The 24349-nt window shown below is 63.4% G+C and carries 19 protein-coding genes; 7 read left to right on the plus strand and 12 right to left on the minus strand.

From position 1 onward, the window contains the following. Nucleotides 1-12 precede the first annotated feature (12 nt). The gene (locus U5A57_RS03025) at nucleotides 13-1110 is read right to left on the minus strand and encodes a DUF2357 domain-containing protein (RefSeq protein WP_321908066.1); all 1098 of its coding nucleotides are present in this window, start codon (nucleotides 1108-1110) and stop codon (nucleotides 13-15) included. Then, the gene (locus U5A57_RS03030; RefSeq protein ID WP_321908068.1) at nucleotides 1107-3371 is read right to left on the minus strand and encodes a hypothetical protein; all 2265 of its coding nucleotides are present in this window, start codon (nucleotides 3369-3371) and stop codon (nucleotides 1107-1109) included. Before U5A57_RS03030 ends, U5A57_RS03025 begins: the two co-directional genes overlap by 4 nt. A 425-nt stretch (nucleotides 3372-3796) precedes the next feature. Here U5A57_RS03030 and cysS point away from each other — a divergent pair, with 425 nt between their 5' ends. Then, nucleotides 3797-5203 (plus strand): cysteine--tRNA ligase, encoded by a 1407-nt coding sequence (cysS, locus tag U5A57_RS03035; RefSeq protein ID WP_321908070.1) that lies wholly within the window; start codon nucleotides 3797-3799, stop codon nucleotides 5201-5203. Nucleotides 5204-5363: 160 nt separating this feature from the next. On the opposite strand, the gene U5A57_RS03040 is transcribed toward cysS, so the two are convergent. The 3 genes from U5A57_RS03040 to fae are packed head-to-tail and all read right to left on the minus strand — an operon-like array spanning nucleotide 5364 to nucleotide 8384. Then, the gene (locus U5A57_RS03040; protein WP_321908073.1) at nucleotides 5364-6818 is read right to left on the minus strand and encodes an NAD-dependent succinate-semialdehyde dehydrogenase; all 1455 of its coding nucleotides are present in this window, start codon (nucleotides 6816-6818) and stop codon (nucleotides 5364-5366) included. Beyond that, nucleotides 6815-7834 (minus strand): aldo/keto reductase, encoded by a 1020-nt coding sequence (locus tag U5A57_RS03045; RefSeq protein WP_321908075.1) that lies wholly within the window; start codon nucleotides 7832-7834, stop codon nucleotides 6815-6817. The genes U5A57_RS03040 and U5A57_RS03045 overlap by 4 nt, the downstream gene beginning before the upstream one ends. 28 nt (nucleotides 7835-7862) lie before the next feature. Further along, nucleotides 7863-8384, minus strand: a complete 522-nt coding sequence (fae, locus tag U5A57_RS03050) for a formaldehyde-activating enzyme (RefSeq protein ID WP_158761135.1) — start codon at nucleotides 8382-8384, stop codon at nucleotides 7863-7865. 268 nt (nucleotides 8385-8652) lie between these two features. Here fae and U5A57_RS03055 point away from each other — a divergent pair, with 268 nt between their 5' ends. From U5A57_RS03055 to U5A57_RS03075, 5 genes are all read left to right on the plus strand, one after another. Continuing rightward, complete coding sequence (locus U5A57_RS03055) at nucleotides 8653-9690, plus strand: ABC transporter substrate-binding protein (RefSeq protein WP_321908078.1); 1038 nt, start codon at nucleotides 8653-8655, stop codon at nucleotides 9688-9690. 60 nt (nucleotides 9691-9750) lie between these two features. After that, nucleotides 9751-10716: a proline/glycine betaine ABC transporter permease gene (locus U5A57_RS03060; protein WP_321908080.1), complete on the plus strand. Its 966-nt coding sequence runs from the start codon at nucleotides 9751-9753 to the stop codon at nucleotides 10714-10716. A gap of 89 nt (nucleotides 10717-10805) precedes the next feature. Then, nucleotides 10806-11630, plus strand: a complete 825-nt coding sequence (locus U5A57_RS03065; protein ID WP_321908082.1) for a betaine/proline/choline family ABC transporter ATP-binding protein — start codon at nucleotides 10806-10808, stop codon at nucleotides 11628-11630. A gap of 7 nt (nucleotides 11631-11637) precedes the next feature. Beyond that, nucleotides 11638-12810 (plus strand): MFS transporter, encoded by a 1173-nt coding sequence (locus U5A57_RS03070; RefSeq protein ID WP_321908084.1) that lies wholly within the window; start codon nucleotides 11638-11640, stop codon nucleotides 12808-12810. A 90-nt stretch (nucleotides 12811-12900) separates the two neighbouring features. Continuing rightward, the gene (locus U5A57_RS03075; protein WP_321908574.1) at nucleotides 12901-13779 is read left to right on the plus strand and encodes a LysR substrate-binding domain-containing protein; all 879 of its coding nucleotides are present in this window, start codon (nucleotides 12901-12903) and stop codon (nucleotides 13777-13779) included. Here the strand turns inward: U5A57_RS03075 and U5A57_RS03080 are convergent. The 4 genes from U5A57_RS03080 to aldA form a co-directional block, all read right to left on the minus strand. Continuing rightward, nucleotides 13752-15428: a choline dehydrogenase gene (locus tag U5A57_RS03080; protein WP_321908086.1), complete on the minus strand. Its 1677-nt coding sequence runs from the start codon at nucleotides 15426-15428 to the stop codon at nucleotides 13752-13754. The genes U5A57_RS03075 and U5A57_RS03080 overlap by 28 nt on opposite strands. A gap of 17 nt (nucleotides 15429-15445) precedes the next feature. Continuing rightward, on the minus strand, nucleotides 15446-16663 hold the full coding sequence (locus U5A57_RS03085) for a mandelate racemase/muconate lactonizing enzyme family protein (protein WP_321908088.1): 1218 nt from the start codon (nucleotides 16661-16663) through the stop codon (nucleotides 15446-15448). A 13-nt stretch (nucleotides 16664-16676) separates the two neighbouring features. Then, nucleotides 16677-18008, minus strand: a complete 1332-nt coding sequence (locus U5A57_RS03090) for an MFS transporter (protein WP_415773770.1) — start codon at nucleotides 18006-18008, stop codon at nucleotides 16677-16679. A 163-nt stretch (nucleotides 18009-18171) separates the two neighbouring features. After that, nucleotides 18172-19593 (minus strand): aldehyde dehydrogenase, encoded by a 1422-nt coding sequence (gene aldA / locus U5A57_RS03095; RefSeq protein ID WP_321908090.1) that lies wholly within the window; start codon nucleotides 19591-19593, stop codon nucleotides 18172-18174. A gap of 253 nt (nucleotides 19594-19846) precedes the next feature. Between aldA and U5A57_RS03100 the strand changes: the two genes are divergently transcribed. Further along, nucleotides 19847-20575: a DeoR/GlpR family DNA-binding transcription regulator gene (locus U5A57_RS03100; RefSeq protein ID WP_321908092.1), complete on the plus strand. Its 729-nt coding sequence runs from the start codon at nucleotides 19847-19849 to the stop codon at nucleotides 20573-20575. 45 nt (nucleotides 20576-20620) lie between these two features. Here the strand turns inward: U5A57_RS03100 and U5A57_RS03105 are convergent, their stop codons facing one another. The 3 genes from U5A57_RS03105 to U5A57_RS03115 form a co-directional block, all read right to left on the minus strand. Then, complete coding sequence (locus tag U5A57_RS03105; RefSeq protein ID WP_415774576.1) at nucleotides 20621-21658, minus strand: ABC transporter permease; 1038 nt, start codon at nucleotides 21656-21658, stop codon at nucleotides 20621-20623. Between the two features lie 35 nt (nucleotides 21659-21693). Then, nucleotides 21694-23214: a sugar ABC transporter ATP-binding protein gene (locus U5A57_RS03110; RefSeq protein WP_321908096.1), complete on the minus strand. Its 1521-nt coding sequence runs from the start codon at nucleotides 23212-23214 to the stop codon at nucleotides 21694-21696. A gap of 74 nt (nucleotides 23215-23288) precedes the next feature. Continuing rightward, entirely contained in the window at nucleotides 23289-24293 is a 1005-nt protein-coding gene (locus tag U5A57_RS03115; RefSeq protein WP_321908099.1) for an autoinducer 2 ABC transporter substrate-binding protein, read from the minus strand. Between the last annotated feature and the right edge of the window lie 56 nt (nucleotides 24294-24349).

Genomic DNA, 24349 nt, shown 5'->3' on the forward strand with positions numbered 1-24349 from the left:
CCGCCATGCAGACTAGCCTACTGATTGCGCGACCCTGCCAAGCAAATGGGCGAAGCACCATGTTTCATACACGCCCCAAGTCGGACTGACATACAGCGGGCTCTGATCGTTCGTGCCATCCACGCCTCGCAGCAAAGCCCGGTTGCCTTGTCGATACGCGCTGCTGTAGAGGGGCTGTGCCGAGATTTGCGTCAGGCTGGCGGCCGACGTTTCCAACCGCGAAGCGCTGGAAAACGGCTCCTGTGCCAATAGCGGCTTCAGTTCTCGTAACAATCCGGAAAGAAAGCGGACTCGTCGTGGCCGTCGAAGCTGTTGCTCTGCTATGTCACCCTCCAGCCGGCTATCCTGCACTGAGTCCAGAAGGTCGGTAATGCGCGTTTCCAGTCGAATGGCGAGCGCTTTCAGTGCGCGATTGGCGGGTGTGTCGAAAGTCTGCACGGCCGTTGGCGTGGCGACCTGCAGAGAATCGAGAGGCGCGGTGTCGACAGCTCGTCTCGCGACGACCGCGGCGATGCGCGGCTCGCGCAGCGCAAGTGGATGAAGACGTTTCGCGCGCGAAAGAGGAATCCGGTGCTCGCCATAAAGTATCGAGCGGTGCGGCATGCGACAAATCGCGCGAAGACTTCGGAGGAAACCGGGCGCATAGCGCTTCAGCCGGGCCAGTAGAACCAGCCGTTCGAATGCATGCGTGCCAAACTCGCTTCCAAATGTCGTCGTGGCACTCGAGATTCCGAGCAGGAGCGCCGCCCGGAACGCGCGAATCTCATCGATCATCGCATCGAACTGCTCATCAATCATCTTGCTGATCGACGGTCCGACAACGGCATGGAAAGCAATTTCATTGTCCTGATCAATCGCCACGACGATTTCGACGCGTCCCGCGAAGAATGTCGGCGTCCACGCGAACCGGCCGTGCTCGTCTTGCCGAACCTCCACGTCATCGATGAACAATCTCGCGTGCCGCGCATTCACAATTTCAATCTGACATGGTTCGCATTCCCGCAGTCCGACGATGAGAGACCCTGCTGCATAGGTCGCCGTGGGCGTCTGGTCGCCAGGCAAAGAAACTTTCAGGAGCACACCGTTGGACTGCGCATCTTCGAAGCTCATCGCCAGAATCTGGCCGTGCCAGTCTCTTTCAGATCGACCAACAGTGCAGCAACCTTGTTCGCACAACGCTTCAGATCCTTCTTGAGCAGCGCCGCTTGCGTCGACGTGAGGGCCTGATGAAATCTCTCGGTGCTCTCGCCTCGCAGCTTTGGCAGGACTCTCGCGTAGATGACCGCGTCGAGCGCATCGCGCTCCGCCGCACCGGCCTCGATAGCGAGCTTCATATAACTGAGCACGTCCTCGATGGTGCGCCAGCCAAAGTGCAGCCGGACAGGGGCGAGCGCTTCACTCAGCTCCGCAAGCAGTTCGCGCAAGGAGTTCTGCAAGCCCGAAGACAATTCGAATCGATTCCAGCCCGGAAAGGCATCGACACTGATGTTCCAGAATTCCAGTGTGAATGCACGGTCTAGCACTTTGTCCGATAGGCCATGCGTGGTCTCGTCCATGTTCAGCGTTCCGATAACCGCGAGATTGGCAGGATATTGGATACGTTGTGGCACATCCGTTGCATCCTCAGGCAATTCGTGCAGATCGATCCAACCACGTGTCTCCATGGCGGACAGAAGCGGCGCGAGGTACTGCTCCGGATGCGACAGATTCAATTCGTCGAGTATGACCACATAGGGCCGCTCAGGGTCCTGTGCGGCGCGCAGGAACAGTTCCAGAAAGGGGGCCGAACAGTACTGTTGGCTCAGGGGGCTAACGTAGCCGAAAAGTGGCGTTGGATCGAACCAGCCCGGTTGAACCGGGATGACACGGACGCGCTCCGATTGCGCGTCTTCGCCTCCGCATAGTGCCGCACCATAGTTCAATGCGAGCTGGGTTTTTCCGGAGCCGGAGATTCCAGTTAGTACGGCGAAGTGCCGTACGGGATGAGACCAAAGCCCGACGTGAAGTTGACGAACGAGATCGTTCGGAAACAGAAACTTCCCACCGTTGATCGTTTCCAGCGTCAGTGCGATCTCGGCAAAAGCTGGGACTTTCACTACGGCGCCAGTAGTCTCGAGCATCGGCGTTACCGGCGCTGAAGCGAGCGACAGCGATTCGAGGGGCCAAGTGATCTTGCCAGCCCACACGTTCCCTCGTTCCGTCAGCACACACCTGTTCGAAGCATCCTGCGCGACGACATCGAGGCTGACAAGCCAGGCGATGATCGAGCGCGGCATAAAGTCCGAAGTCCAGCCCGGATTGACGTGCTTGACGGTCTTGACCAGATCCACGAGTGGCAAGGGACCTTCCTGAAGCGCCTTGATAGCATGGTCTATGCCGAGAATACGCGTGAGCAGATGATCGACGAACTCGTCGGGGTCGCGCGTGTCGAGCAGATTGAAACCACGCCGGTTCAGGCGGTATTCGTTCCCCTCACGGACACAAAGATCAAATTCCCGGGTAATCGTGCTGATGGTCGTACTGACGCTGCTTTCCGATAAGTTGGCATTGCTGCGCCTGACTTCGTCGGCCAGTTCCTCTCTGGTCAGGCCGTCCTTCAAGATCTGGACGAATTCGAGCAACGTGCCAAAGTAGCCCTTGAGCGCAGTTAGTCCCTTGCGCCGCAGTGGTGCCGGCAGCGGCCGCAGACTGGTCGAAGTCGGAGTGGAATCTCCCGAAGAAGCATTCGTCTCGGTTTGCGCATCGTCGGCTATGTGTTGATACAAGTACCACGGCAATGACAAGCGCTCGAGATCGCCATCGGTCTTGTTGGGATCGATCGGACCGAGCACTTCGTCTATGCGCCGTCTGATGGTGAGATGCGCGTGAATGGCATGATCGCTCGACGCTCCGCCCATCGAACGATGAAGGACCTTGAGGGCCCCCGTATCCGCGACTGTTGTTAAATGCTGCGGGAAACGTGCGCACAACACTCGATTGAGTTTGAGACGGGCGACGCGACCGCACTTCTCGCCCAAGCGTTGCTCCAGTTCCCCGTACAACGCGGTCAGATGCGTCTCGATCTGAGCGTCGTCCGAGGGGAGCGCAGCGCTGTAGGCGTGGCTGAACCATTCGCGAAACGCTGAATCCTCGAGCGCGGGCCCCACTTTGACACTACCCATGCCCGTCGCCGAAACGGACTCGTCGCTCCAGAGGGCTTCGAGAAAATCTTTATCGGAAAAGTCAGCCGTCGTCGCCGCGGCGACTCTTGCCAGGTGCGCGCGAAGGCGCGGATACCACGCCTTCGCCTCGCTCGCCGACTCCGCCAGCGTTGCGGCAATTGCTTCTGTCAGCGCCTCGTCGGAACTTAGGTCCTGTGTTTTTTCTCTCATATCGAAAGCCTGCAATCTTGCGTTGGGCTGACGTGCTCGAAGGCACCGGGGTCGAAGTGTGCATGCTATCCCGAAGAGGGCGGTCGCGCGCGGCACCTCGCTGTCATATCTACCCTGATACCAGAATCGATGTTGCGGTGATAGGCCGATCAGACGGCAGCCGGTCATGAGCGGTCATCGGAAAGTATTTGCCGAAGCAGTCATTCGGCAGTGTTGACCTGCGCAAACAATAGACGCTAGGATTAACGCTATGCCTATTCTCAGCCACTTCCTCTCTTTGCTGGTTCACGCATGTTGTCAGGACATGCCAGGAGGGCGCTGCGTCTAGCGATCTAGCGACACGTTGAATCAATCGCCTTCTGGCCGCCCGTTGAGAAACCGGCGGCCTTTTGTTTTGTCCCAATCCTTTCTGGACGGAGAATTCGATGCCGCTCGTGCTATATGACACCTGGTCGCGCACGGTGCGCCCGTTCAAATCAATCCATGCCGGCACAGTTGGTATGTATTGCTGCGGCCCCACCGTCTATGACTATGCCCATATCGGCAATCTGAGAACCTATGTGTTCGAGGACCTCCTGCGCCGCACGCTGATTCGCAACGGATATGAGGTTCGGCATGTCGTCAATATCACCGACGTCGGGCATTTGACTTCGGATGCTGACGAAGGCGAAGACAAAATGGAAAAAGGCAGCCGGCGTGCCGGAGAGTCTGCGTGGGTCATCGCGCGGCGCTACACCGACGCCTTCGTCACGGACTGGCGAGCGCTTCACCTGTTGGAGCCGACTGTTTGGTGCCGCGCGACCGATCACATCGCGGAACAGATCGAGTTCATCGGCGAACTCGAACGGGCGGGCTACGTGTATCGGACCGGTGACGGTTTGTATTTCGACACCAGCAAGCAGGACGATTATGGCTTCCTGGCCCGGCTCGATCGCACCGGCCTTCAGGCAGGCAAGCGCGTCGCAGTGGGCAGCAAGAAGAGCAATACGGATTTCGCATTGTGGAAGTTTGCTCCGGCTGGCACCACGCGCCAGATGGAATGGGATAGCCCATGGGGCCGGGGATTTCCAGGCTGGCATATCGAGTGCTCGGCCATGGCGGCGAAATACCTTGGCAACTGGTTCGATCTTCACTGCGGCGGTGAAGACCATATTGCAGTCCATCATAGCAATGAGATTGCGCAGACTCAGGCGGCACGCGGTACGCGGCTCGCGAACTTCTGGATGCACGGACACTTTCTGACGCTTGATGCCAACGCAAAGATGTCCAAGTCGAGCGGCGACTTCATTCGTCTCCAGACCCTGCGTAGCGGCAATATTGATCCGGTCGCGTTTCGTTACCTGTGCCTGACAGCCCACTACCGAAGCAAGCTGCATTTCAGCTGGGCGTCGCTTGATGCGGCGCAGACGGCTTTGAACCGGCTGAGGCACCTCTATTCGAGCTGGCCGGAAGGGGGGCGTGTCGACCCTGACTTCGCCGCACGCTTCGACGCTGAAGTGAACGAAGACCTGAATCTGCCGCGGGCGCTGGCCGTGCTGTGGCAACTCGTCAAGCGTCCTCTGCCCCCCGCGATCTTGCGAGCCACCGTGGACAGCTTCGATTCGGTGCTAGGTCTCGGGCTTCGCAACTGGAAGCCGCTTGTGTCTGATATTCCGGAAGACGTCCGGGCCTTGCTTGGCGAGCGCGAGCAGGCCAGAGCGGTAAGGGACTGGGCAAAATCCGATGCAATGCGGGACGCGTTGAACGCGCGGGGCTGGCGAGTCGAGGACAGCAAAGAAGGGCAGCGCCTAATCGGAATCCCCGCAGACTCGGCAGATATCAGGCACGATTGATGACTGAATTGGCGTCATCTGAGCGTCTGGTCTGCATAGGGATCGGCTGACCGCCTGAGGTCGAACAGAGCCTCCGCTGAAGCCCGCAAAAGAAAACCGCCGCGCAATCGCGCGGCGGCCTCCACCAAAAACCTGCCAGACGTGGCAACGGCGCAGAAAATCAGCCAAGCCCGCCCATCATCAGGTACTTCGTTTCAAGGTACTCATCGAGCCCGTACTTCGAGCCTTCGCGCCCGAGCCCCGACTCCTTCACGCCGCCAAACGGCGCGACTTCCGTCGAGAGAATGCCTTCGTTGATGCCCACCATGCCGCTTTCCAGCGCGCCCGCGACGCGCCACACGCGCCCAATATCGCGCGCATAGAAGTACGCGGAAAGCCCGAACTCCGTATCGTTCGCCGCCTGGATCGCTTCCTCTTCGGTCTCGAAGCGGAACACCGCCGCCACGGGCCCGAACGTCTCCTCATGCGCGAGCATCATGCCGCCGTGCGCGCCCGTAATGACCGTGGGCTCGTAAAACGTGCCGCCCAGCGCATGCGCGCGGCCGCCGCACACAATGGCGCCGCCCTTCTCGAGCGCGTCGCTCACGTGCGCCTCGACCTTGCGCAGCGCGGCGCCGTTGATGAGCGGCCCTTGTGTGGCGCCGGGCTCCATGCCGCCCGCCACACGCAGCGCGCGCACCGCCTTCACGAGTTTCTCGACAAACGCGTCGTGCACGCCGGCCTGCACGTAGAAGCGGTTCACGCATACGCAGGTCTGCCCCGTGTTGCGGAATTTCGAGGCCATCGCGCCTTCCACGGCAGCGTCGAGATCGGCGTCGTCGAATACGATGAAAGGCGCATTGCCGCCCAGTTCGAGCGAGACCTTCTTCACCGTATCGGCGGCGGCGCGCATGAGCAGCTTGCCCACGCGCGTCGACCCCGTGAACGAGATCTTGCGCACGGCTTTCGAGGCCATGAGCGTGTCGCCAATGGCCGGTGCATCGCCCGACACGACGTTGAACACGCCGCGCGGAATGCCCGCCTCGAGCGCCAGTTCGGCGAGCGCGAACGCCGAAAGCGGCGTCTCCTCCGAAGGCTTGAGCACCATCGTGCAACCCGCAGCGAGCGCGGGGCCAGCCTTGCGCGTCACCATGGCGAGCGGGAAATTCCATGGCGTGATCGCGCCGACCACACCCACGGCCTCCTTCGTCACGACGATGCGCGCGCCCTTCTTCGGCGCGGGAATCACATCGCCGTAGGCACGGCGCGCTTCCTCCGCGAACCACGTGAGAAAGCTCGCCGCGTAGGCCACTTCACCCAGCGCTTCCGCATAGGGCTTGCCCTGCTCGGCCGTCATGATGCGCGCGAGGTCTTCGCGATGCACCTGCATCAGCTCGCCCCAGCGGCGCACCTTCGCGCTGCGCTCCGCCGCCGTGGCGTCGCGCCACGCAGGGAACGCGTGCGACGCCGCCGCCACGGCCTGCAGCGCTTCGCGCGCACCGGCGCGGGCCACTTGTGCGAGCGGTGCGCCCGTGGCCGGGTCGACGACCGCATAGGTCGCTTCGCTTGCGACCCACTCGCCGTCGATGAAGCTCGACGTGCGCCACAGGCGCGTTTCCTTGAGGCCTTCGATCATGCTGCGATCTCCAGGCGTCGCGCCGCGCGCGGCACACGCGGAATGCGCGCGCTCACGTAGTCGTTGATCACGTCGCACGGCGTATAGTTGCGCTCGAGTTCGTAAAGCTCGTCGGCGCTCAGTTGCGTGTCGAGCGCGGCGAGCGCGCTCTCGAACTGCGCGACGGTGTCCGCGCCCACGAGCATCGACGAAATACCCGCGCGCCCCAGCACCCACGCCTGCGCGATCTGCGCGCTCGACACGCCGCGCGCCGAAGCGACTTCCGCCACCGAACGCGCGATATTGCGTGAGGCTTCGTCGTCGTACATTTGCACGGTGAAGAAGTCGGTCTGGTTGCGCACCGACTTCGCGTCGCCGGAAAGCAGGCCGCGTGCGAGCGGGCTGAACACCGAAACACCCACGCCCTGGTCCTGGCAGAACGGAATCATCTCGCGCTCTTCTTCGCGATACGCGCAGTTCAGCTGCAACTGCATATTGATTGGTCGTGCGAAGTTATAGCGCTCGCACGCCTGCAGAATCTTGGCGAACTGCCACGTGAACATCGTCGAAACGCCGATATAACGCGCCTTGCCCGCACGCACGATGTCGTTGAGCGCATCCATGGTTTCTTCGACAGGCGTGTTCACGTCGAAGTAATGCAGCATATAGATGTCGACGTAGTCGGTTTGCAGCCGGCGCAGCGACCCGTCTATGCCTTCCATGATGTGCTTGCGCGAATGCCCCTGGTTATTCACGCCATTGCCGATCGGATAGCCGACCTTGGTCGTAAGCACGAGTTCGTCGCGCTTCGCGAGGCGCCGCACGATGCGCCCCACCACTTCCTCGCCCACGCCCGTCGAATAAAAGTCCGCGAGGTCGATGAAGTTCACGCCCGCTTCGAGCGCGCGGCGCACGATCGGCTCGCTCTGCTCTTCGTTGTAAATCCACGGCTTCCAGTCGGGCGTGCCCATGTTCATCGTGCCGAGGCACAGGCGCGACACCTTCAGGCCGGAGCGGCCAAGTTGCACGTATTGCATCGTAGTCACCTGTAACGATTTGCGCGGCTCAGGCCGCCTTGGCCTTCGGCGTGTAGAACGGATTGCTGATCTGATCCTTGATCTTCGCAATGTCGTCGAGCTTGGGCAGGCCGTTCATCGCGGCGCGAATGGCCGTTTTGCAGGCCACGTAGTTGTTCTCGTACACGGCGTCGAGGTCGTCGCACGACCAGTTCACCCAGTTCGCCGTGACGATGCACCATTCGTTTTCCGCTTGCGGCGGCAGCGTGCCGTCGAGCATCGCTTCCGTCACGGCCTTCGCAATCGCCGCCTGCGACGCGCCCCACGTGGCGTTGCCGTGCAGGTCGCCGCGAATGTCGGCCTTGTTCACGTAGAGCGTGGCGGGCTTGACCGGCACGTTGGGCTGCGCCACCACCATGAACGGCACGTGGCCTTGCGAAGGCGACGACAAGCTGTTCGTAAACGCCTGCCCCACGGGGCCGTTGCGCGGGCCGATCATGATGTTGATGTGAGCAGCGTTTACGCCTGGTCCAGCGAAACCTTCGCCGATATAGACTTGCAGGTCTTTCATGTTTGACTCCGTCTCCTGTGTCGTGAGTTCGAATTGGCCAGACGCATTCCAGCACACGCCGCAAGCGCTCAAAAGCTATGAAATCTCATGGGGGCATGACGCGCAGTCATCGCTCGTACCTGAGTCATTCGCGCGCTGAAAGTGGCATGAGATCAGGTAATGCATCGATGACTATTCGTGGCTTTCGCAACCCGAAATGCCACGGCTAGACTCTGGTCGGATCGATTCGAAAAGCACGGCCCATCGTGCCTATAAAACTGGAGACGACATGAGACGTATCACGCTGGCAGGCGTACGTATTGCCGCCGCCCTCGCGCTGACCAGCGCGGCCACGAGCAGCTTTGCCGCCCCCGGCTGGTGCGAGGCAGGCAAAACCGTGAAGCTCGCGCAAATCACCTGGGAAAGCGGCGCACTGATGACCGAAATGGTGCGCACGGTGCTGGAGAAGGGTTACGGCTGCAAGACCGAAGTCGTGCCCGGCGCCACGGCCGCCACCGAAACGGCGCTCACGAAAAACGACCTGCAGGTGTGGGCCGAGCACTGGACGGGCCGCAGCCCCATCGTCGCGCGAGGCTTGCAGGACGGCAGCGTGAAGCTCGTGGGCGAACTGATTCCCGGCGGCGACAAGGAAGGCTGGTACGTCCCCGACTACGTGATCAACGGCGACCCGAAGCGCGGCATCAAGCCCATGGCGCCGCAACTGCGCTCCGTCGCGCAACTGCCGCAGTACAAATCCCTCTTCACCGACGACGAAGAACCCGGCAAGGGCCGCTTCTACAACTGCCCGGCGGGCTGGGACTGCGAGCGCTTCAACAATCGCCTGCTCACGGCCTACAAGCTCGGCGACGACTACACGAACTTCCGCCCCGGCACCGGCGGCGCGCTCGACGCGGCCATCGCCTCCGCCTACGAGCGCGGCAAGCCCATTCTCTTCTACTACTGGCAGCCCGCCGGCCTGATGGCGAAGTACCGCTTCGTGCAACTGGAGAGTGCGCCGTATTCCGACGCCTGCTGGAACACCATCGCCGACCCGAAGGGCACGCCGTGCGCTTCCGCATTCAAGGTGTCGCATCTGAAGGTCGCGGTCTCCACCCCGTTCTACGATGCGCAACCCGACGCGGTGGCGTTCTTCGGCAAGGTCAGCTTGCCGCTCGCGCTCGACGAGCAACTGGTCCAGCAAATGCACGACAAGAAGCTCGACGCCTCCACGGTCGCGCGCACGTTCTTCGAGCAGCATCCGGAAATCTGGAAGCAATGGGTCACGCCGGAAGTCGCGGCGCGCGTGCAGGCCGGCCTGCGCACGTAAGCCACGATACCGACCGCAAGACGGCACGCATCACATGACACACGCAGAATGAGGCTCACCATGGGATCTCCCTTTCTTCACCTCTCGATCGCCGACTGGGTCAACGACCAGGTCGCCGCGTTCGTCCAGCGCTACGGCGACGCGTTCCACAACTTCAGCGTGCTCATGCTGCGCGACCTGCTCGTGCCGCTCGAAGGCCTGTTGCGCGCCACGCCGCCCATTGTCGTGCTCGCGGCCGTGGGCCTGCTCGGCTGGCATGCGTCGCGGCGCATCGGCGTGGCGCTGCTGTTCGTCGTCCTGCTCTGGCTGATCGGCTGCTTCGGGCTGTGGGACAAGCTCATGCAGACCTTCGCGCTGATGGTGGTCGCCACGCTCATCTCGGTCATGCTCGGCGTGCCGCTCGGCATTCTCGCGGCTTCGAGCAGCGGGCTGCGCCGCGTGCTGCTGCCGGTGCTCGACGTGATGCAAACGCTGCCGAGCTTCGTGTACCTCATCCCGGTGCTCATGCTGTTCGGCCTCGGCAAGGTGCCCGCCATTCTCGCCACGGTCGTCTATGCGCTGCCGCCGCTCATTCGCTTGACCGATCTCGGCATTCGCCACGTGGATGGGGAAATCGTCGAGGCCGCGCGCGCGTTCGGCACCACGCGCATGCAATTGCTCTTTGGTGTGCAGTTGCCGCTCGCGCGGCCCAGCATCATGGCCGGTATCAACCAGACCACGATGATGGCGCTTTCCATGGTCGTGATCGCCTCGATGATCGGTTCGCGCGGTCTTGGCGAAGACGTGCTCGCGGGCATTCAAACGCTCGATGTGGGCAAGGGCACGCAGGCGGGCGTCGCGATCGTGATTCTCGCGATCGTGATCGACCGCATCAGCCAGGGCTATGGCCAGGGCCGGCGCACACGCGGCCTCGCGCGCAAGCAGAAGCAGCCCTCGCGCATTCCGTTTCGCCGCGTTCGCGAGCAGGAAAGCGACAGCGCGCAAGCAGCCAAGGCCAGCGACCTGGCGAGCCAGCCGGCCAAATAACGAACGCGAAGGCACAAGCGCCGGCACAATGGAAGCGATCCGGCCGGCGCATCCCGCATACGCAATGAGCATGGAATGAGGTAACGATCATGAGCGGCATCGAAGTCAAGAATGTCTACAAGATCTTCGGCACACGCGACGCAAGCCAGCGCGCGCTCGACCTGCTGCGCGGCGGCGCGGGCAAGGCCGAGGTCCTCGAAAAGACGCGCTGCAACGTGGGCCTGAACGACGTGAGCCTGTCGATCGGCTCTGGCCAGATCTTCGTGATCATGGGCCTTTCGGGCTCGGGCAAGTCCACGCTGGTGCGCCACTTCAACCGGCTCATCGAGCCGACCGTGGGCGAGATCCTGATCGACGGCAAGGACGTGCTCAAACTCTCCGACAACGGCCTGCGCAATCTGCGCCGTTACGGCGTGAGCATGGTGTTCCAGAGCTTCGGACTCCTGCCTCACCAGACGGTGCTCAACAATGCCGCGTATGCGCTCGCCACGCGCGGCGAAAAGAAGGCAGCAGCGCAGGCAAGCGCCCGCGAATGGCTCGGCAAGGTCGGTCTTTCGGGTTATGCCGACCACTACCCCGACGAGCTTTCTGGCGGCATGCGCCAGCGCGTGGGCCTCGCCCGCGCACTCGCCGCGAACACCGACGTGCTGCTCATGGACGAAGCGTTCTCGGCACTCGATCCGCTCATTCGCACCGAAATGCAGGACCAGCTGCTCGAACTCCAGGCCACGCTCAAGAAAACGATCGTGTTCATCACGCACGATCTCGACGAAGCGCTGCGCATAGGCAACCAGATCGCCATTCTGCGCGACGGCCGCCTGATCCAGTGCGGCACCCCCGACGACATCCTGCACCGCCCCGCCGACGACTACGTGCGGCGCTTCGTCGAGCGCCGCGCCGGGACCACGCACTAAGCCGTAGATGCGGGCGCTCATCGGCCTGCTGGGCGGCTATACGATCCTCGTTTGCGGGAACAGCCTTCTCACGACGCTGATCTCGCTGCGCATGCTGCACGGCGAGCAGACCGCGCTCGCCGTCGGCCTCGTGCAATCGTGCTACTACGTCGGCTTTATCGTCGGCGCGCTGGGGCTCGGCCCGATCGTTGGGCGCATCGGGCCGCAACGCGCCTTCATCGGCTTCGGCGCGCTCGCCGCGCTGGCGGCGCTCGGCTATCTCTCCTTTGATTCCCCTGACGTTTGGGCCGTGCTGCGGCTCATTACCGGCTTCAGCATGGTGGGCGTGTTCACGTCGATCGAAAGCGGCGTGAACGGCGCCGTGCCGAACGAGCGGCGCGGGCGCGCGTTCGCGCTCTATCTCGTGCTCACGTATCTCGGTGTGAGCGCCGGGCAGTTCCTGCTGGGGCTCGGCGCGCCCGGCGGCATTTTCGAGCACGCGCTGGTGAACGGCCTGTTCGTGGTCGCGCTCATTCCCGTGGCGTTGATCGGCGAATGGCAATCGGCCGAAGGCGCCCTGCCCGCGGCCGCAGCCAGGCCGCCGGACTCCGCGCTCGCCACGCCCAAGCGCCCTACGCTGCTCCTCGACGGCCTGCGCGAGTTGCATCGCGTTGCACCGCGCAGCGTGCCGGCCTGCATTGGCGCGGGGCTGCTTTCCAGTGCGTTCTATGCGCTCACGCCGGTGTATCTCGCGCGCATCGGCTATCCGCCTGGCAGTATTTCGCGCGCCATGGGTGTCGTGCTGATCGGCGCCCTGCTTTCGCAGTGGCCCGTGGGACGCCTCTCCGACCGCCTCGGGCGGCGCGCCACGCTCGGCGTGATCTCGCTCGTCTCCGCGTGCGCGGCCGCGGCGCTCGCCGTCCTGCGCGCGCCCGCTTTCGTCGATACGCTGCTCTTTCTCTATGTCGCGCTCACCTTCACGCTGTACGGCGTGATCGTCTCCGACGTGAACGACCGCGTCGATCAGGCGCGGCGCGTGCAAACGAGCGCGACGCTGCTGCTCGTCTTCTCGCTCGGCGGCGCGGCCGGTCCGACCGTCGCTTCGTTGTTCATGCGTCTTTTGGGGGCGGGCGGACTCTATGTGTTCGCGCTCGTCGTCACGCTTGCGCTGGCCGCACTCTCACGCGCGCGGGGCGCCTGATTGGCGGTGCGGGCCGGTATACTGCGTCGTTTGCATGAGGCGTCATTTCGAGATGGCGCCTGGAGCGAGGAGACGACCTTGAAGCGAAAGATGCCGGCGCTGAACGCCCTGAAGGCGTTCGAGGCGGCAGGCACGAGCGGCAGCTTCACCCGCGCCGCCGAGCAGCTGAACGTGACGCAGAGCGCGGTGAGCCGCCAGGTGCGCCAGTTGGAGGAACAGCTTGGCGAGGCGCTGCTCGAGCGCCATCACCACCGGCTCGAACTGACCGATGCCGGGCGCGCGCTGCTGCGCACGCTCCAGCAGTCGTTCGACCGCATCGAATTGACGGTGCGCACGATCCAGCAGAAAAGCGACCTGAACCGCCTGCGCGTGAACGCGCCGCCCACCTTCGCGAGCCGCTGGCTCGTGCCGCGCCTCACGCGGCTGCGCGCGCGCCATCCCGAACTGGAGCTGAGCCTCACCACGCATCTGCAGGACAGTCTGGCCGATTCCACGGCGCTAGACTGCGCGATCCGCTTTGGCGATGGCGAATGGGAAGGCCTCGACAGCTCGCTGCTGATGCACGAGTCGCACATTGCCGTGTGCTCGCCCGCGCTGCTCGCTCATGGGCCCGTCGACCTCACGCAGCAAACTTTGTTGCACGTGCTCGCGGGCGACAACCAGCGCTATCTCACGTGGCGGCACTGGCTCGACGCAGCGCGTATCGAGGACGTGGACACCTCGGGCGGCTACGAATTCGACCTGCTCGATCACGCGATCCGCGCGGCCATCGAAGGGCTCGGCGTGACCATGGCCGACCGCCACATGATCGAGCACGAGCTGGCCCAAGGCCTGCTCGCGCCCGTGCGCGACATCCACGTGGACGGCCGCCAGTCATACTGGTTCGTCGTGCGGCCCGAACAAAAGGCTTCGAAGCCGCTCAAGCTTTTCCGGCAGTGGCTTCAGGACGAAATCGCCGCCATGCGCTGACGGCCCTGCGCGACGGCCTTCGCGGCAATCGCCTGATCCGCGTCTTCCAGAATCAGATCCGCGCCCTTTTCCGCGACCATCATCGTGGGCGCGTTCGTGTTGCCCGATGTGATATTTGGAAAGATTGATGCATCGACCACGCGCAAGCCTTCGATGCCATGCACGCGCAGGCGCGCGTCCACGACCGCCGTGCGCGGGTCCGGCCCCATCGCGCAGGTGCCGCACAGGTGATAGATCGAGCCGCTTTGCTCGCGGAAGAACTTGAGCATGCTCGCGTCGTCGGTCACTTCGCCTGCGGGCGTCACCTCGGCAACGGTAATGTCCTGCAACGCGCGCGCCGTCATCAGCTTGCGCACGAGGCGGCTGCCTGCAATCGCCTCGTCGCGGTCCTTCTGCGTCGAGAGGTAGTTGCCGCGAATTTTCGGCGCGTCTTCCACGTTCGCCGAAGCGATCTCCACCGAGCCGCGGCTCGTGGGCCGGCACGGATTGAAGCAGACGAGAAAGCCCGAGTACGGCTCCGGCGTGAGCTGCGCGCGATTTGACTTAGGAATCCGATACGACAGCGGATTGAAATACAGCTGCATGTTCGGGTGCGCCTCAGCTTCGCTGGTGCGGAAGAAGCCGCCCGACTGGTTCACGCTCATCGAGAACGGTCCCTTGCGCTGGAACACATACTGCAGGCCGAACTTGAGCTTGCCCGCCCAGCTGCTGAACGAGTCGTTGAGCGTCTTCACGCGCGAGCGATAGTAGAAGCTCACACACAGGTGATCCTGCAGGTTCTGCCCCACTGCAGGCAACTCGTGCACCACGTTAATGCCGTGCTTCGCGAGCAGCGCGCGCGGGCCCACGCCCGAGAGCTGCAGCAGCTTCGGCGAATCGACCGCGCCCGCCGCGACGATCACTTCGCGGTTCGCGTGGAACGTGCGCTTTACGCCCTGCTGAACGATCTCCACACCAACGGCGCGTTGCTTGCTCTCGTCGAACAGCACACGCGTGGCGCGCGCATGATGCTCGATCTTCAGGTTCGAGCGGTGCCCCGCGCGATGCAGATACGCCACGCTGCTCGAATCGCGCTTGCCGTCGCGCGTATTCACGTCGTAGATACCCACGCCTTCGAGCCGTGCGCCGTTGAAGTCGTCGTTGCGCTCGTAGCCCAGTTGCGTGCAGCCTTCGACAAACGTGCGGCAGACCGGATGCGCACCGTCCTTCATCGGCGTGATGCGCACCGGGCCGTTCGCGCCGTGCCAGGGCGTGTCGCCGAGCGGATGCGACTCGAGCTTGCGGAAGTACGGCAGCACTTCTCGGTACGACCAGCCCGCATTGCCTGCGGCAGCCCAGTCGTCGTAGTCGCGCGCGGCGCCGCGCACGTAGATCATCGCGTTGATCGCGCCCGAGCCGCCCTGCACCTTGCCGCGCGGCGCGTAGATCTGCCGGTTGGCAAGCTCCGGCTCCGGCTCGCTGTAATACATCCAGTTGTACTGCTTGTTGTAGTACAGCTTGGCGAAGCCGATCGGGATCTTGAACCAGAACGAATCGTCAGGTCCGCCCGCTTCGAGCAGCAGCACCGAATGCCGGCCGGAAGCGGAGAGCCGCTCCGCGAGAATGCAGCCCGCCGAACCGGCGCCGACGATGATGTAGTCGTAGTTCATCTGTGTGCTCCGGCAGATCAGCCGCGTGCGGGCGAGGTGTCGCGCACGTCGGCGGGCTGGCTCGCCATCTGCAAATGCAGACGCTTGCCCGTATAGGGCGAGTGCGCACGCACAACGTCCATGTTGAGTTCGACGCCAAGGCCCGGCGCCTTCGACGGAATGATGTAGCCGTCTTCCCACTGAATGGGCTGCTTGAGCACTTGCGCGTGGAAACCGTCCCACGTGCCAATGCTTTCCTGAATCAGGAAGTTCGGCGTGCAGGCCGCCAGTTGGATGCTCGCCGCCGCGCCGATGGGCCCGTTGTACAGATGCGGTGCGATCTGCGCGTAGTGCACCTCAGCCAGCGTGGCGATCTTCTTCGCTTCGAGCAAGCCGCCCACGCGCGCCACGTTCAATTGCAGGATCGACGCGCCGCCCGCCTGCAAGAGCTTGTGGAATTCGTATTTCGTGGTGAGGCGCTCGCCCGTGGCAATGGGAATCGACGTATGCTTCGCAACATTGGCGATGGCCTCTTCCTGCCCCGGCGGCACCGGCTCTTCGAACCACAGCGGGTCGTACTTTTCGAGCCGCTTCGCCAGCCGGATTGCCGAAGAAGGCACCATCTGGCCATGCGTGCCAAACAGCAGGTCGGCCTTGCTGCCAACCGCTTCACGCACCTTGCGGCAGAACGTTTCGCAGCGGTCGAGCACTTCCAGCGAGAGCTGGTGCCCCGAGTAGGCCGTGTACGGACCCGCCGGGTCGAACTTGACCGCGGTGAAGCCACGCTTCACGTTCTCGGCCGCGCATTGTGCAGCGAGGTCCGGGTCGTCGTAATCGTATTCGCCTTTCGCGTTCTTCGGGTACAGGTAGGTGTACGAACGAAGACGCTCGTTCACCATGCCGCCGAGCAGCGCGTGCACGGGCTGGTCCGCCGCCTTGCCGATGATGTCCCAGCACGCCATTTCGAGGCCGCTCACGATGCCCATCATCGTGAGGTCCGGGCGCTGCGTGAAGCCGCTCGAATACGCCTCGCGGAACAGGCGCTCGACACGATGCGGGTCGTGGTCGAGCAGATAGCGCGTGAAGACGTCTTCGATCGCGCGCACCATCACGTCGGGGTGGAACGTGGCGGAGTAGATTTCGCCCACGCCCTCGATGCCGCAATCCGTTTTCAACGTGACGAAGATCCAGTACATGCCGCCGAGATGCGGAGGGGGCACCGCAACGATGTGCGTTTCAATTGCAACGACTTTCATGGTTCAGGCTGTTTCAGGCAGGTTTGGAGTGGGTCATGCGCTTGAGCACGAGCGCAGCGATGCCGCCGAGCGTGCCGATGGCGGCCACATAGGCGAAATAGATCTGGTAGCCGAGCATGCCCGCGTAGTGCTCGGTGATATAGCCGTTCACGAGCGGCAGGAAGATGTCCGACGAATAGCCGATCAGCGAAACGAGACCGATGGCGAGGCCCGTTATGCGCATGGGAATGGCGCAGTAGTCGAGCAGCGTCCAGTAGAGGCCGCGAATCGCATACGTCATGAGCCCGATGAACAGCACGACCGCACCGAGCAGCGCCATGTTGCGCAGCGCAGGCAACAGGATCAGGCCGATCAGCCCCGCGACGGCGAGAAACAGCGCCCAGATCAGCACACGCAGATTCGAGAGACGGTCGCCGAGAAAGCCGCCGCCAATGCCGCCGATGGGACGCATCCAGAGTTTCGCGGTGGTGACCATGCCGGCAGCCACGACGCTCATATGCATCTCGCCTTGCTGGAGATACGCGGAGAAGCTGTAGGTCGCCCAGAAGATCTGATAGCCGCAGAACACCACAGCAGCCATGAGCCAGAGTTGCGGAATCGAGGCGAGCGTCGCCAGATCGCGCCAAAGCGAGCCCCTGGCATTCGCTTCGGCCGACTTGCTTTCGGCCTGCGCGGGCGCGGGGTCCTTGAAGAAGCTCATCAACGCGCCAAGGCCGATACACGTGAACGAATACAGATAGATCACGTGGCGCAGGCCCGTTGCTTCACCGCGGCCCGAACCGGTCGCGGCTGCGAAGAGCGCGAGCGCCGCGGTGGCGAGCAGCGCCTCGACGAGCCCGCGTCCACCGTCGAGCAGTCCGAAGAAACGGCCTTGTTCATTCGCCGCTGCGATCATGCGCACGCGCTTGAGCACCGAGGCCCAGAACGTGAGGCCGGTGGTAATGCCCCAGCAGCAAAAGATCACGAGCAGCACATTGAACGAGGGCGCCGTGGAGTACCAAAGGCCCAACGCTCCGGTGCCGATGAGCGAGAAGCAGATCAACAGACGCGGCGCGACGCGGTCGGCGAGCCAGCCGCTTGGCAGATAGCACACGAAGAACACGATGCCGAGCACCGAGTAGAGATAGCCGAGCTGAGCGTTATCGATACGGAAAACGTCGAGCATCGTGGTCTGATAGACCTGACGCAGATACAGCAGCGGGTAGATGCCGCCCGCGGCGAGCACGAGCAGCAGCAATTGCACGTAGCGCTGCGTGGACCCAGACGCGGCGCTCGCAAGCGATGAGGTTTCGGCGCGCGGCGAGCCAGCCGCCGAATTGGGCTTTCCGATGGACTTCTGCAAGATTGTCTCCTGTCGACCGGAGCCAGCGATTTAACGCTTACTCTGGTCCCATGCAAGGCTGACGCCTTCGAGCGGGCGGTTGCCAGCGCGAGGCGCTATTTCTTCATTTGTGGCGCCCGTTGCAGGGGGCGCCGTTGTTGCAACGATTAATCAGTAACTCGAATGATCAGAACGGCATCACGACAAGGCGTGTTTGCGTGAATTCGAGCATGCCGTGCTTGCCGTCGTCGCCGCCGAGTCCCGAGCGCTTCCAGCCAGCGTGATAACCCTGGTAGGGATCGGCGGGCGTGCGGTTCACGTACAGTTCACCGGCTTCGATCTCGTTCGCCACACGCATGGTCGAGCGGTAGCGCTCCGTAAAGAGCACCGACGAAAGGCCGAACTGGTGATCGTTGGCCATGCGCAGCGCGTCGTCGAGCGTCTCGTACGACAGCACCGGCAGCACCGGACCGAAGATCTCCTCCTGCACGATCTCCATGTCCTGGCGGCAATGCGTGAGCAGCGTGGGTGGGTAGAAATGCCCCTTGCCTTCAGGCACGTAACCGCCCGTTTCGAGCTTCGCGCCTTCCGCCACCGCGCGTTCGACCATCGCGTGGATCGCCGAGCGAGCGCTGGCGCTCACGAGCGGACCCATACGGGTTGCGTCTTCGGCGCGGTCGCCGAAGCGCACGGCGCTCATCTTTTCGCGCAGCAGCGCGACAAAGCGGTCATGCACGCTGGCGTGCACGTACACACGCTCGATCGCCGTGCAAAGCTGGCCGCAATGCGTGGTTTTCGAGCGCACGATGGCCGTTGCGGCCGCTTCGAGATCGGCGTCATCTTCGATGATCGCGGGTGTCTTGCCGCCCAGCTCCAGCGACGGCTTGGCGATGTTTTCCTTGCAGTAATCGAGCACCTTGCGGCCCGCGCTCACGCTGCCCGTGAGCGTGATCATGCCGACGTCCGCGTGCGTGCAGAGCACGGCCGCCGTGTCGTGGTCCATGGCCAGCACGTTGAAAATGCCCGGCGGCAGTTCTGCTTCCTGCGCTGCGCGCGCCACTTCGAACGCCGAAGACGGCGTGTTGTTGCTCGGCCGCACGACCACCGCGTTGCCCGTGATGAGCGCCGGCGCGATCTTGCGCAGCAGTGTGTACACGGGGAAGTTGAACGGAATCAGGCAGGCGGCCACGCCGATCGGCTCGCGCATGAGAATGAGGTTTTCGTTTGCGCTGTCGCTCGGAATCACCTCGCCTTCGATGCGGCGCGCCCATTGGGCGTGGTAGCGCAGGATTTCGGCGGCGTATTGCGCTTCGGCGGTTGCGTCGGCGACGCTCTTGCCCGACTCGGCGGCCAGCGCCGCGCCGATCTTCGGCGCGCGCGCGACGATCGCGTCCGCAAAACGGTTCAGGATCACGCCGCGTTCGGCGGCGGGCAACTTGCGCCAGCCACGCTGGGCGGCCTTCGCCGCCTCGACCGCACGAATGGCATCGGCGGCGCTCGCCGCGCTCACCTGACCGATCGCGTCGCCGGTTGCGGGGTTATGGACAGCGATGCGCGGCCCTTCGGCGCCGACGAACTGCCCATTGATGAAATTGAGGTCTGATCGCATGGATTGCTGCCGGTTTGGCGTTGCCGCCGCTTCTTGGGAGAGGGCAGTATCCGTGCGGCATCGGGACGCGACAAACGATTAATTGTCGAGCGAAGCATGCGAAAAACGCATGCTCGCCGAAGGCCGCGCGGCAGCCGCGCGCACCAAAGCGCGTGGCCTTCGCACGCCGTGCTTGTTATAATTCGATCACGCGGACGAAACAAATCTAACGCTCGCCGGAAGGCAGCCCATTCCGGCGCGCAGCACCCACTCCATGGCCAAAACCGACCGGCTGCGCGCCCTTGCCGACGCGCTCGCCAAACACAACGTCATGCATCTGCGCGATGCCGCCAGCGTGCTTGGTGTCTCCGAAATGACCGTGCGGCGCGACATCGCCGCGAATCCCGAGCGTTTCACGTATCTGGGCGGCTATATCGTGAGCGCGCAGGACGTGCCCAACACCGTCGGCTACTCGCTCGAGCACGAAAAGGACCACTTCGCGCAGGCCAAGGCGCAAGCGTCGGCGCACGCGGCACGGCTCATCGCGCAGAACGACACCGTGTTCATCGACTGCGGCACGACGCTCGCGGCGCTCGCGCGCCTGATCCCTTCGCAGTTGCAAATCACGGCGGTGTGTTATTCGCTCAACGTGGCCGAGATTCTGCGGCGCATGCCCAATGTGCGCATGATCTTGCTGGGGGGCGTATATGTGCCGTCGTCGGACTCGTTTTCCGGCGAGGAGAGCCTTGAAACGCTGCGCCGCATGGGCATCAACAAGGCGTTTATTTCAGCGGGGGGTGTGGACGCCGCGCGCGGCGTGACATGCTGGAACTTCCACGAAGTGGCGCTCAAGCAGGCCGCCATGGCCAGCGCCGTGGAAAGCCATCTCGTTGTGGACGCAAGCAAATACGGCGTCGTGAAAGCGTGGCGCTTTTCGCAGATGGACGACTTCAGTTCCATCATCACCGAAAAAGGCCAAACGCTGCGCGCGCACGGCGCTTAAGCGCCGACCGGCCACGAAGGCCGGTCGCTCTGAGTGCCTGCTGGCTTAGCCACGCCGGCGCAGCGCGAACAGCGTGCCCGCCACCAGAATGAATGCGCCGACAATCACCTTCTGCCAGGTGCTCGGCACGCCCACGAGAATGAGCACGTTGTTGATGAGCGTAACGAGCGCCACGCCGAGCAGCGTGCCCACGACCGTGCCGCTGCCGCCCGTAATGCGTGCGCCGCCCAGGATCACCGCCGCGATCACGTCGAGTTCCGAGCCCACGAGGTCGAACGGATTGGCGAGGCGGTTGTTCGAAACGTGCAAAATGCCCGCTACGCCAGCGAGAAACCCGGTATAGCCGAACACGAACAGCCGGATCGCGCGCAGGTTGAAACCGAGCCGCTCCGCAATGGCCGTGCTGCCGCCCATGGCGTACACGCCACGCCCCATCATCGTGCGGTTGAGCAGCCACCACGTGAGAATCGCACCGGCCACGAGCGCGATCGCGGAAACGGGCAGTACCGCGTTGAGCCCGTCGGCGGTCTTGTACGCAATGAGCGGAATGCGGCCGAAGTGGTCCATGCTGTGCGGAATGTTCATGAAGAACGTCGTGCCCACGAAGGTGAGCAGCAGGCCGCGATAGAGGTATTGCGTACCGATCGTTACGATCAGCGACGGCGCTTGCAGCCGGTGCACGAGCATGCCGTTGATCACACCGAGCACGATGCCGCCCACCGCGCCCGTGAGCAGAATGAGCGCGAACGGCGCGTCGGGCCACCACGCGAACACGGCCTTCGTGATCGCGTACATCGTGAGCGCGCCGATGGCCGTGAACGACACATCGATGCCGCCCGAAGCCAGCACGACAAGCGTGCCGAGCGCGAACAACGACGTGGTCGTCGCAGAATGCAGCAGGTCGAACAGCGTCGCCCACTGGAAAAAGCGCGGGTTGATGGAGGCCACGATCACACAGGTGATGACGATCAGCGTGGCCGTGAACCACTCGGGATTGCGGGCGAGCTTCGCGCGCCAGTTGAGCGGCACGCGCTGACGCGCGACTTCGACGGTGTTGGACGACGTGCTCATTGTCTGATTCATGCTCATGCGGTGTCCGGCAAAACGTTACGCGAAATTCAGGCCGCTTCGGCAAGCAGCGCGCGGTACAGCTCGGCCTCGGTCAGGCCAACAGCGTGGTGCTCTTCAGCGAGGCGGCCTTTACGCATCATCAGCACGCGGTCGCAGTTCTGCAGCAGTTCGGGCAAGTCGTCGCTCACGAGCAGAATGCCGATGCCACGCTGCGAGAGCCGCTGCATGATGCGATAGATGATGTCCTTCGAGCCGACGTCCACGCCCACGGTCGGCCCGTGCAGAATCAGCACGTGCGGGTCGATGGCAAGCCAGCGGCCAATCAACACGCGCTGCTGGTTGCCGCCCGAAAGCGACTGCACGGCCTTATCCACATCGGGCGTGGCGATCTGCAGTTCCTTCACGGTGTTCTCGGCCAATGCGCGCGCACGCGTGCGGTCGATCTGGCCGAAGCGGTCACGCAGGCTCGCGATCATCGCCGTGATCACGTTGTCGCGAATCGGCTTGTCGAGGAAAAGGCCTTCGTTCAGGCGGTCTTCCGGCACATAGCCAATGCGCGCGCGTCGCGCGTCGCCGGGCGTGGCAAGCTTGATCGCACGGCCCTCGAGCACGATCTCGCCCGCGTCGGCCGGCGCAACGCCCGCAAGCGCACGCGCGAGTTCGTTGCGGCCCGAATCGAGCAGGCCCGTCACGCCGAGAATCTCGCCGCGATGCAGCGTGAACGACACGTCGCGAAAGAGGCCCGAGCGGCCAAGGCCGCGAACGTCGAGCAGCACGTCGGCTTCGGCCGCGACGTTGCGGTACCGTTCGGTGGAGAGCGCGCGGCCAGTCATCAGTTCGCTCAACTGCGCCTTGGTGTAATTCGTAATCGGGCCTTGCGTCACTTTCTGGCCATCGCGCAGCACGATCACTTCGCCGCCAATCGCGTAGCACTCGTCGAGCTTGTGGCTCACGAACAGCACGGTCACGCCCTGCGCGCGCAAGTGCGCGAGCACGGCGATCAGGTTGGTGACTTCCTTTTGCGTGAGCGAGGTCGTGGGCTCGTCCATGATGACGAACTTCGCTTCGCTCGCAATGGCGCGCGCGATCGCCACGAGCTGGCGTGTGGCGAGCGGCAGTTGCTCGATGAGCGTCGCCTGAAAGTCGGCGTCGCCTGGCAGCCCCACGGCCTTCAGCGCGCGCTCGGCCGTGCGGGCGAGTTCGCGGCGGTCGAACGTGCGAGCAAGGCGCCCCGCATGTTCCGCGAGTTCGGTCGTGAGCCCCACATTCTCCGCCACGCTCATGTTGGGCAGCAGCGAAAGATCCTGATAGACGGTCTCGATGCCCGCCGCAAGCGATTCGAGCGGCGAGAGCCGCGCATGGCGCGCGCCGTCGATCACGAGTTCGCCTTCGTCGGGCGGTTGCGCACCGGAGATGATCTTGATGAGCGTGCTCTTGCCGCACCCGTTCTCGCCGAGCAGGTGATAGATCTGCCCGCGCTCGAACGCGAGCGTCACGCCTCGCAAGGCGTGCACGCCCGTAAAGCGCTTGTGCACGCCGAGCACCTGCAATAACGGTTCTGAAGCCATGTCGTCTCTTCGTGACGTTACGACCAGGCGCGCGCTTGGGCCTCACGACCGTTGCGCGCGCCACCTTCTGCCGATCAGAAGTTGTATTGCTTGTAGTTCGACTTGTCGACGCTCACCCAACCCTGGCCGCGCACGATGATGCCCTTGCCCGGACCCTTCGACACCGTGACCTTCTCGTAGCCCGGCAAGCCGAGATTCGCGCCGTTTTCGACCGTCTTGCCGTCGATCAGCATCATCGCGATCTTGTTCATCGCCATGCCCGCCAGCTTCGGATCCCAGAACGCAATACCGTTGATCGCGCCGCTTTCGAGGTACTTGCCGGCTTCGGTCGGCAGGCCCGTGCCATACACGCAGATCTTGCCCTGCAGGCCCGCTTCCTCGACCGCGCGGCCAATGCCGATCACGTCGAGCGACGACGAGCCCTGGAAGCCCTTGATGTCCGGATGCTTGCGCAGCACTTCCTTGGCCACTTCATAGGCGTGCTCGCCGTCGTTGTTGGTCTCGAGGTTCGTTTCGACGAGCTGCATCTTCGGGAACTTCTTCTTCGCGTTGTCGATGCCGCCGTCGGCCCACTGCACCTGCGAGCGGCTGCCGAGCGATCCGACCATCGTCGCCCACTTGCCGTCGTTGTGCATGCACGAGGCGAGGCGGTCGTTGAGCGCGGCGCCGTAGGCGGAGTTGTCGAACGCCTCGACGTCGACCATGGTGTTCTTCTCGTTGTCGGCCTCATGCGTAACCACCTTGATGCCGCGGTCCATCGCCTTCTTGAGCGCCGGCTCGAGCGTGGGCGGATCGTACGGCACGACGGCGATCGCGCTCACTTTCTTCGCGATCAGGTCGTCGATGATCTTCAGCTGCTGCGCGGCGTCCGCGCGGCCCGGCCCCGTCTGGTAGACCGAAACCTTCGGGTTGTCCTTGCCGAACTCCTTGATGCCGTCGTCCATGCGGTTGAACCAGCTGATGCCAGTCACCTTCACCACCGTGACGATGGTCGGGTTTTCCGCCGCATACGCCACGGCCGCCATGCCGGCGGCAAGTGCACATGCTGTGATTGCCACGCTGAGTCGCTTGATCTTCATGTCATGTCTCCGTTTCTTTTGTGTCGATCCGCAGTTTGTGCGTCGGCACTTACTGC

The sequence above is a fragment of the Paraburkholderia sp. J11-2 genome, assembly GCF_905220185.1.
In the GTDB taxonomy this organism is placed as follows: domain Bacteria; phylum Pseudomonadota; class Gammaproteobacteria; order Burkholderiales; family Burkholderiaceae; genus Paraburkholderia.

Coding starts and splice junctions, on each gene's coding strand:
- U5A57_RS03080 (WP_321908086.1), bottom strand. CDS start 15,428: ATGAACTACGACTACATCATCGTCGGCGCCGGTTCGGCGGGCTGCATT.
- U5A57_RS03025 (WP_321908066.1), bottom strand. CDS start 1,110: ATGAGCTTCGAAGATGCGCAGTCCAACGGTGTGCTCCTGAAAGTTTCT.
- U5A57_RS03040 (WP_321908073.1), bottom strand. CDS start 6,818: ATGATCGAAGGCCTCAAGGAAACGCGCCTGTGGCGCACGTCGAGCTTC.
- U5A57_RS03075 (WP_321908574.1), top strand. CDS start 12,901: ATGCCGGCGCTGAACGCCCTGAAGGCGTTCGAGGCGGCAGGCACGAGC.
- U5A57_RS03085 (WP_321908088.1), bottom strand. CDS start 16,663: ATGAAAGTCGTTGCAATTGAAACGCACATCGTTGCGGTGCCCCCTCCG.
- U5A57_RS03115 (WP_321908099.1), bottom strand. CDS start 24,293: ATGAAGATCAAGCGACTCAGCGTGGCAATCACAGCATGTGCACTTGCC.
- aldA (WP_321908090.1), bottom strand. CDS start 19,593: ATGCGATCAGACCTCAATTTCATCAATGGGCAGTTCGTCGGCGCCGAA.
- U5A57_RS03110 (WP_321908096.1), bottom strand. CDS start 23,214: ATGGCTTCAGAACCGTTATTGCAGGTGCTCGGCGTGCACAAGCGCTTT.
- fae (WP_158761135.1), bottom strand. CDS start 8,384: ATGAAAGACCTGCAAGTCTATATCGGCGAAGGTTTCGCTGGACCAGGC.
- U5A57_RS03060 (WP_321908080.1), top strand. CDS start 9,751: ATGGGATCTCCCTTTCTTCACCTCTCGATCGCCGACTGGGTCAACGAC.
- U5A57_RS03045 (WP_321908075.1), bottom strand. CDS start 7,834: ATGCAATACGTGCAACTTGGCCGCTCCGGCCTGAAGGTGTCGCGCCTG.
- U5A57_RS03055 (WP_321908078.1), top strand. CDS start 8,653: ATGAGACGTATCACGCTGGCAGGCGTACGTATTGCCGCCGCCCTCGCG.
- cysS (WP_321908070.1), top strand. CDS start 3,797: ATGCCGCTCGTGCTATATGACACCTGGTCGCGCACGGTGCGCCCGTTC.
- U5A57_RS03105 (WP_415774576.1), bottom strand. CDS start 21,658: ATGAATCAGACAATGAGCACGTCGTCCAACACCGTCGAAGTCGCGCGT.
- U5A57_RS03065 (WP_321908082.1), top strand. CDS start 10,806: ATGAGCGGCATCGAAGTCAAGAATGTCTACAAGATCTTCGGCACACGC.
- U5A57_RS03070 (WP_321908084.1), top strand. CDS start 11,638: ATGCGGGCGCTCATCGGCCTGCTGGGCGGCTATACGATCCTCGTTTGC.
- U5A57_RS03030 (WP_321908068.1), bottom strand. CDS start 3,371: ATGAGAGAAAAAACACAGGACCTAAGTTCCGACGAGGCGCTGACAGAA.
- U5A57_RS03100 (WP_321908092.1), top strand. CDS start 19,847: ATGGCCAAAACCGACCGGCTGCGCGCCCTTGCCGACGCGCTCGCCAAA.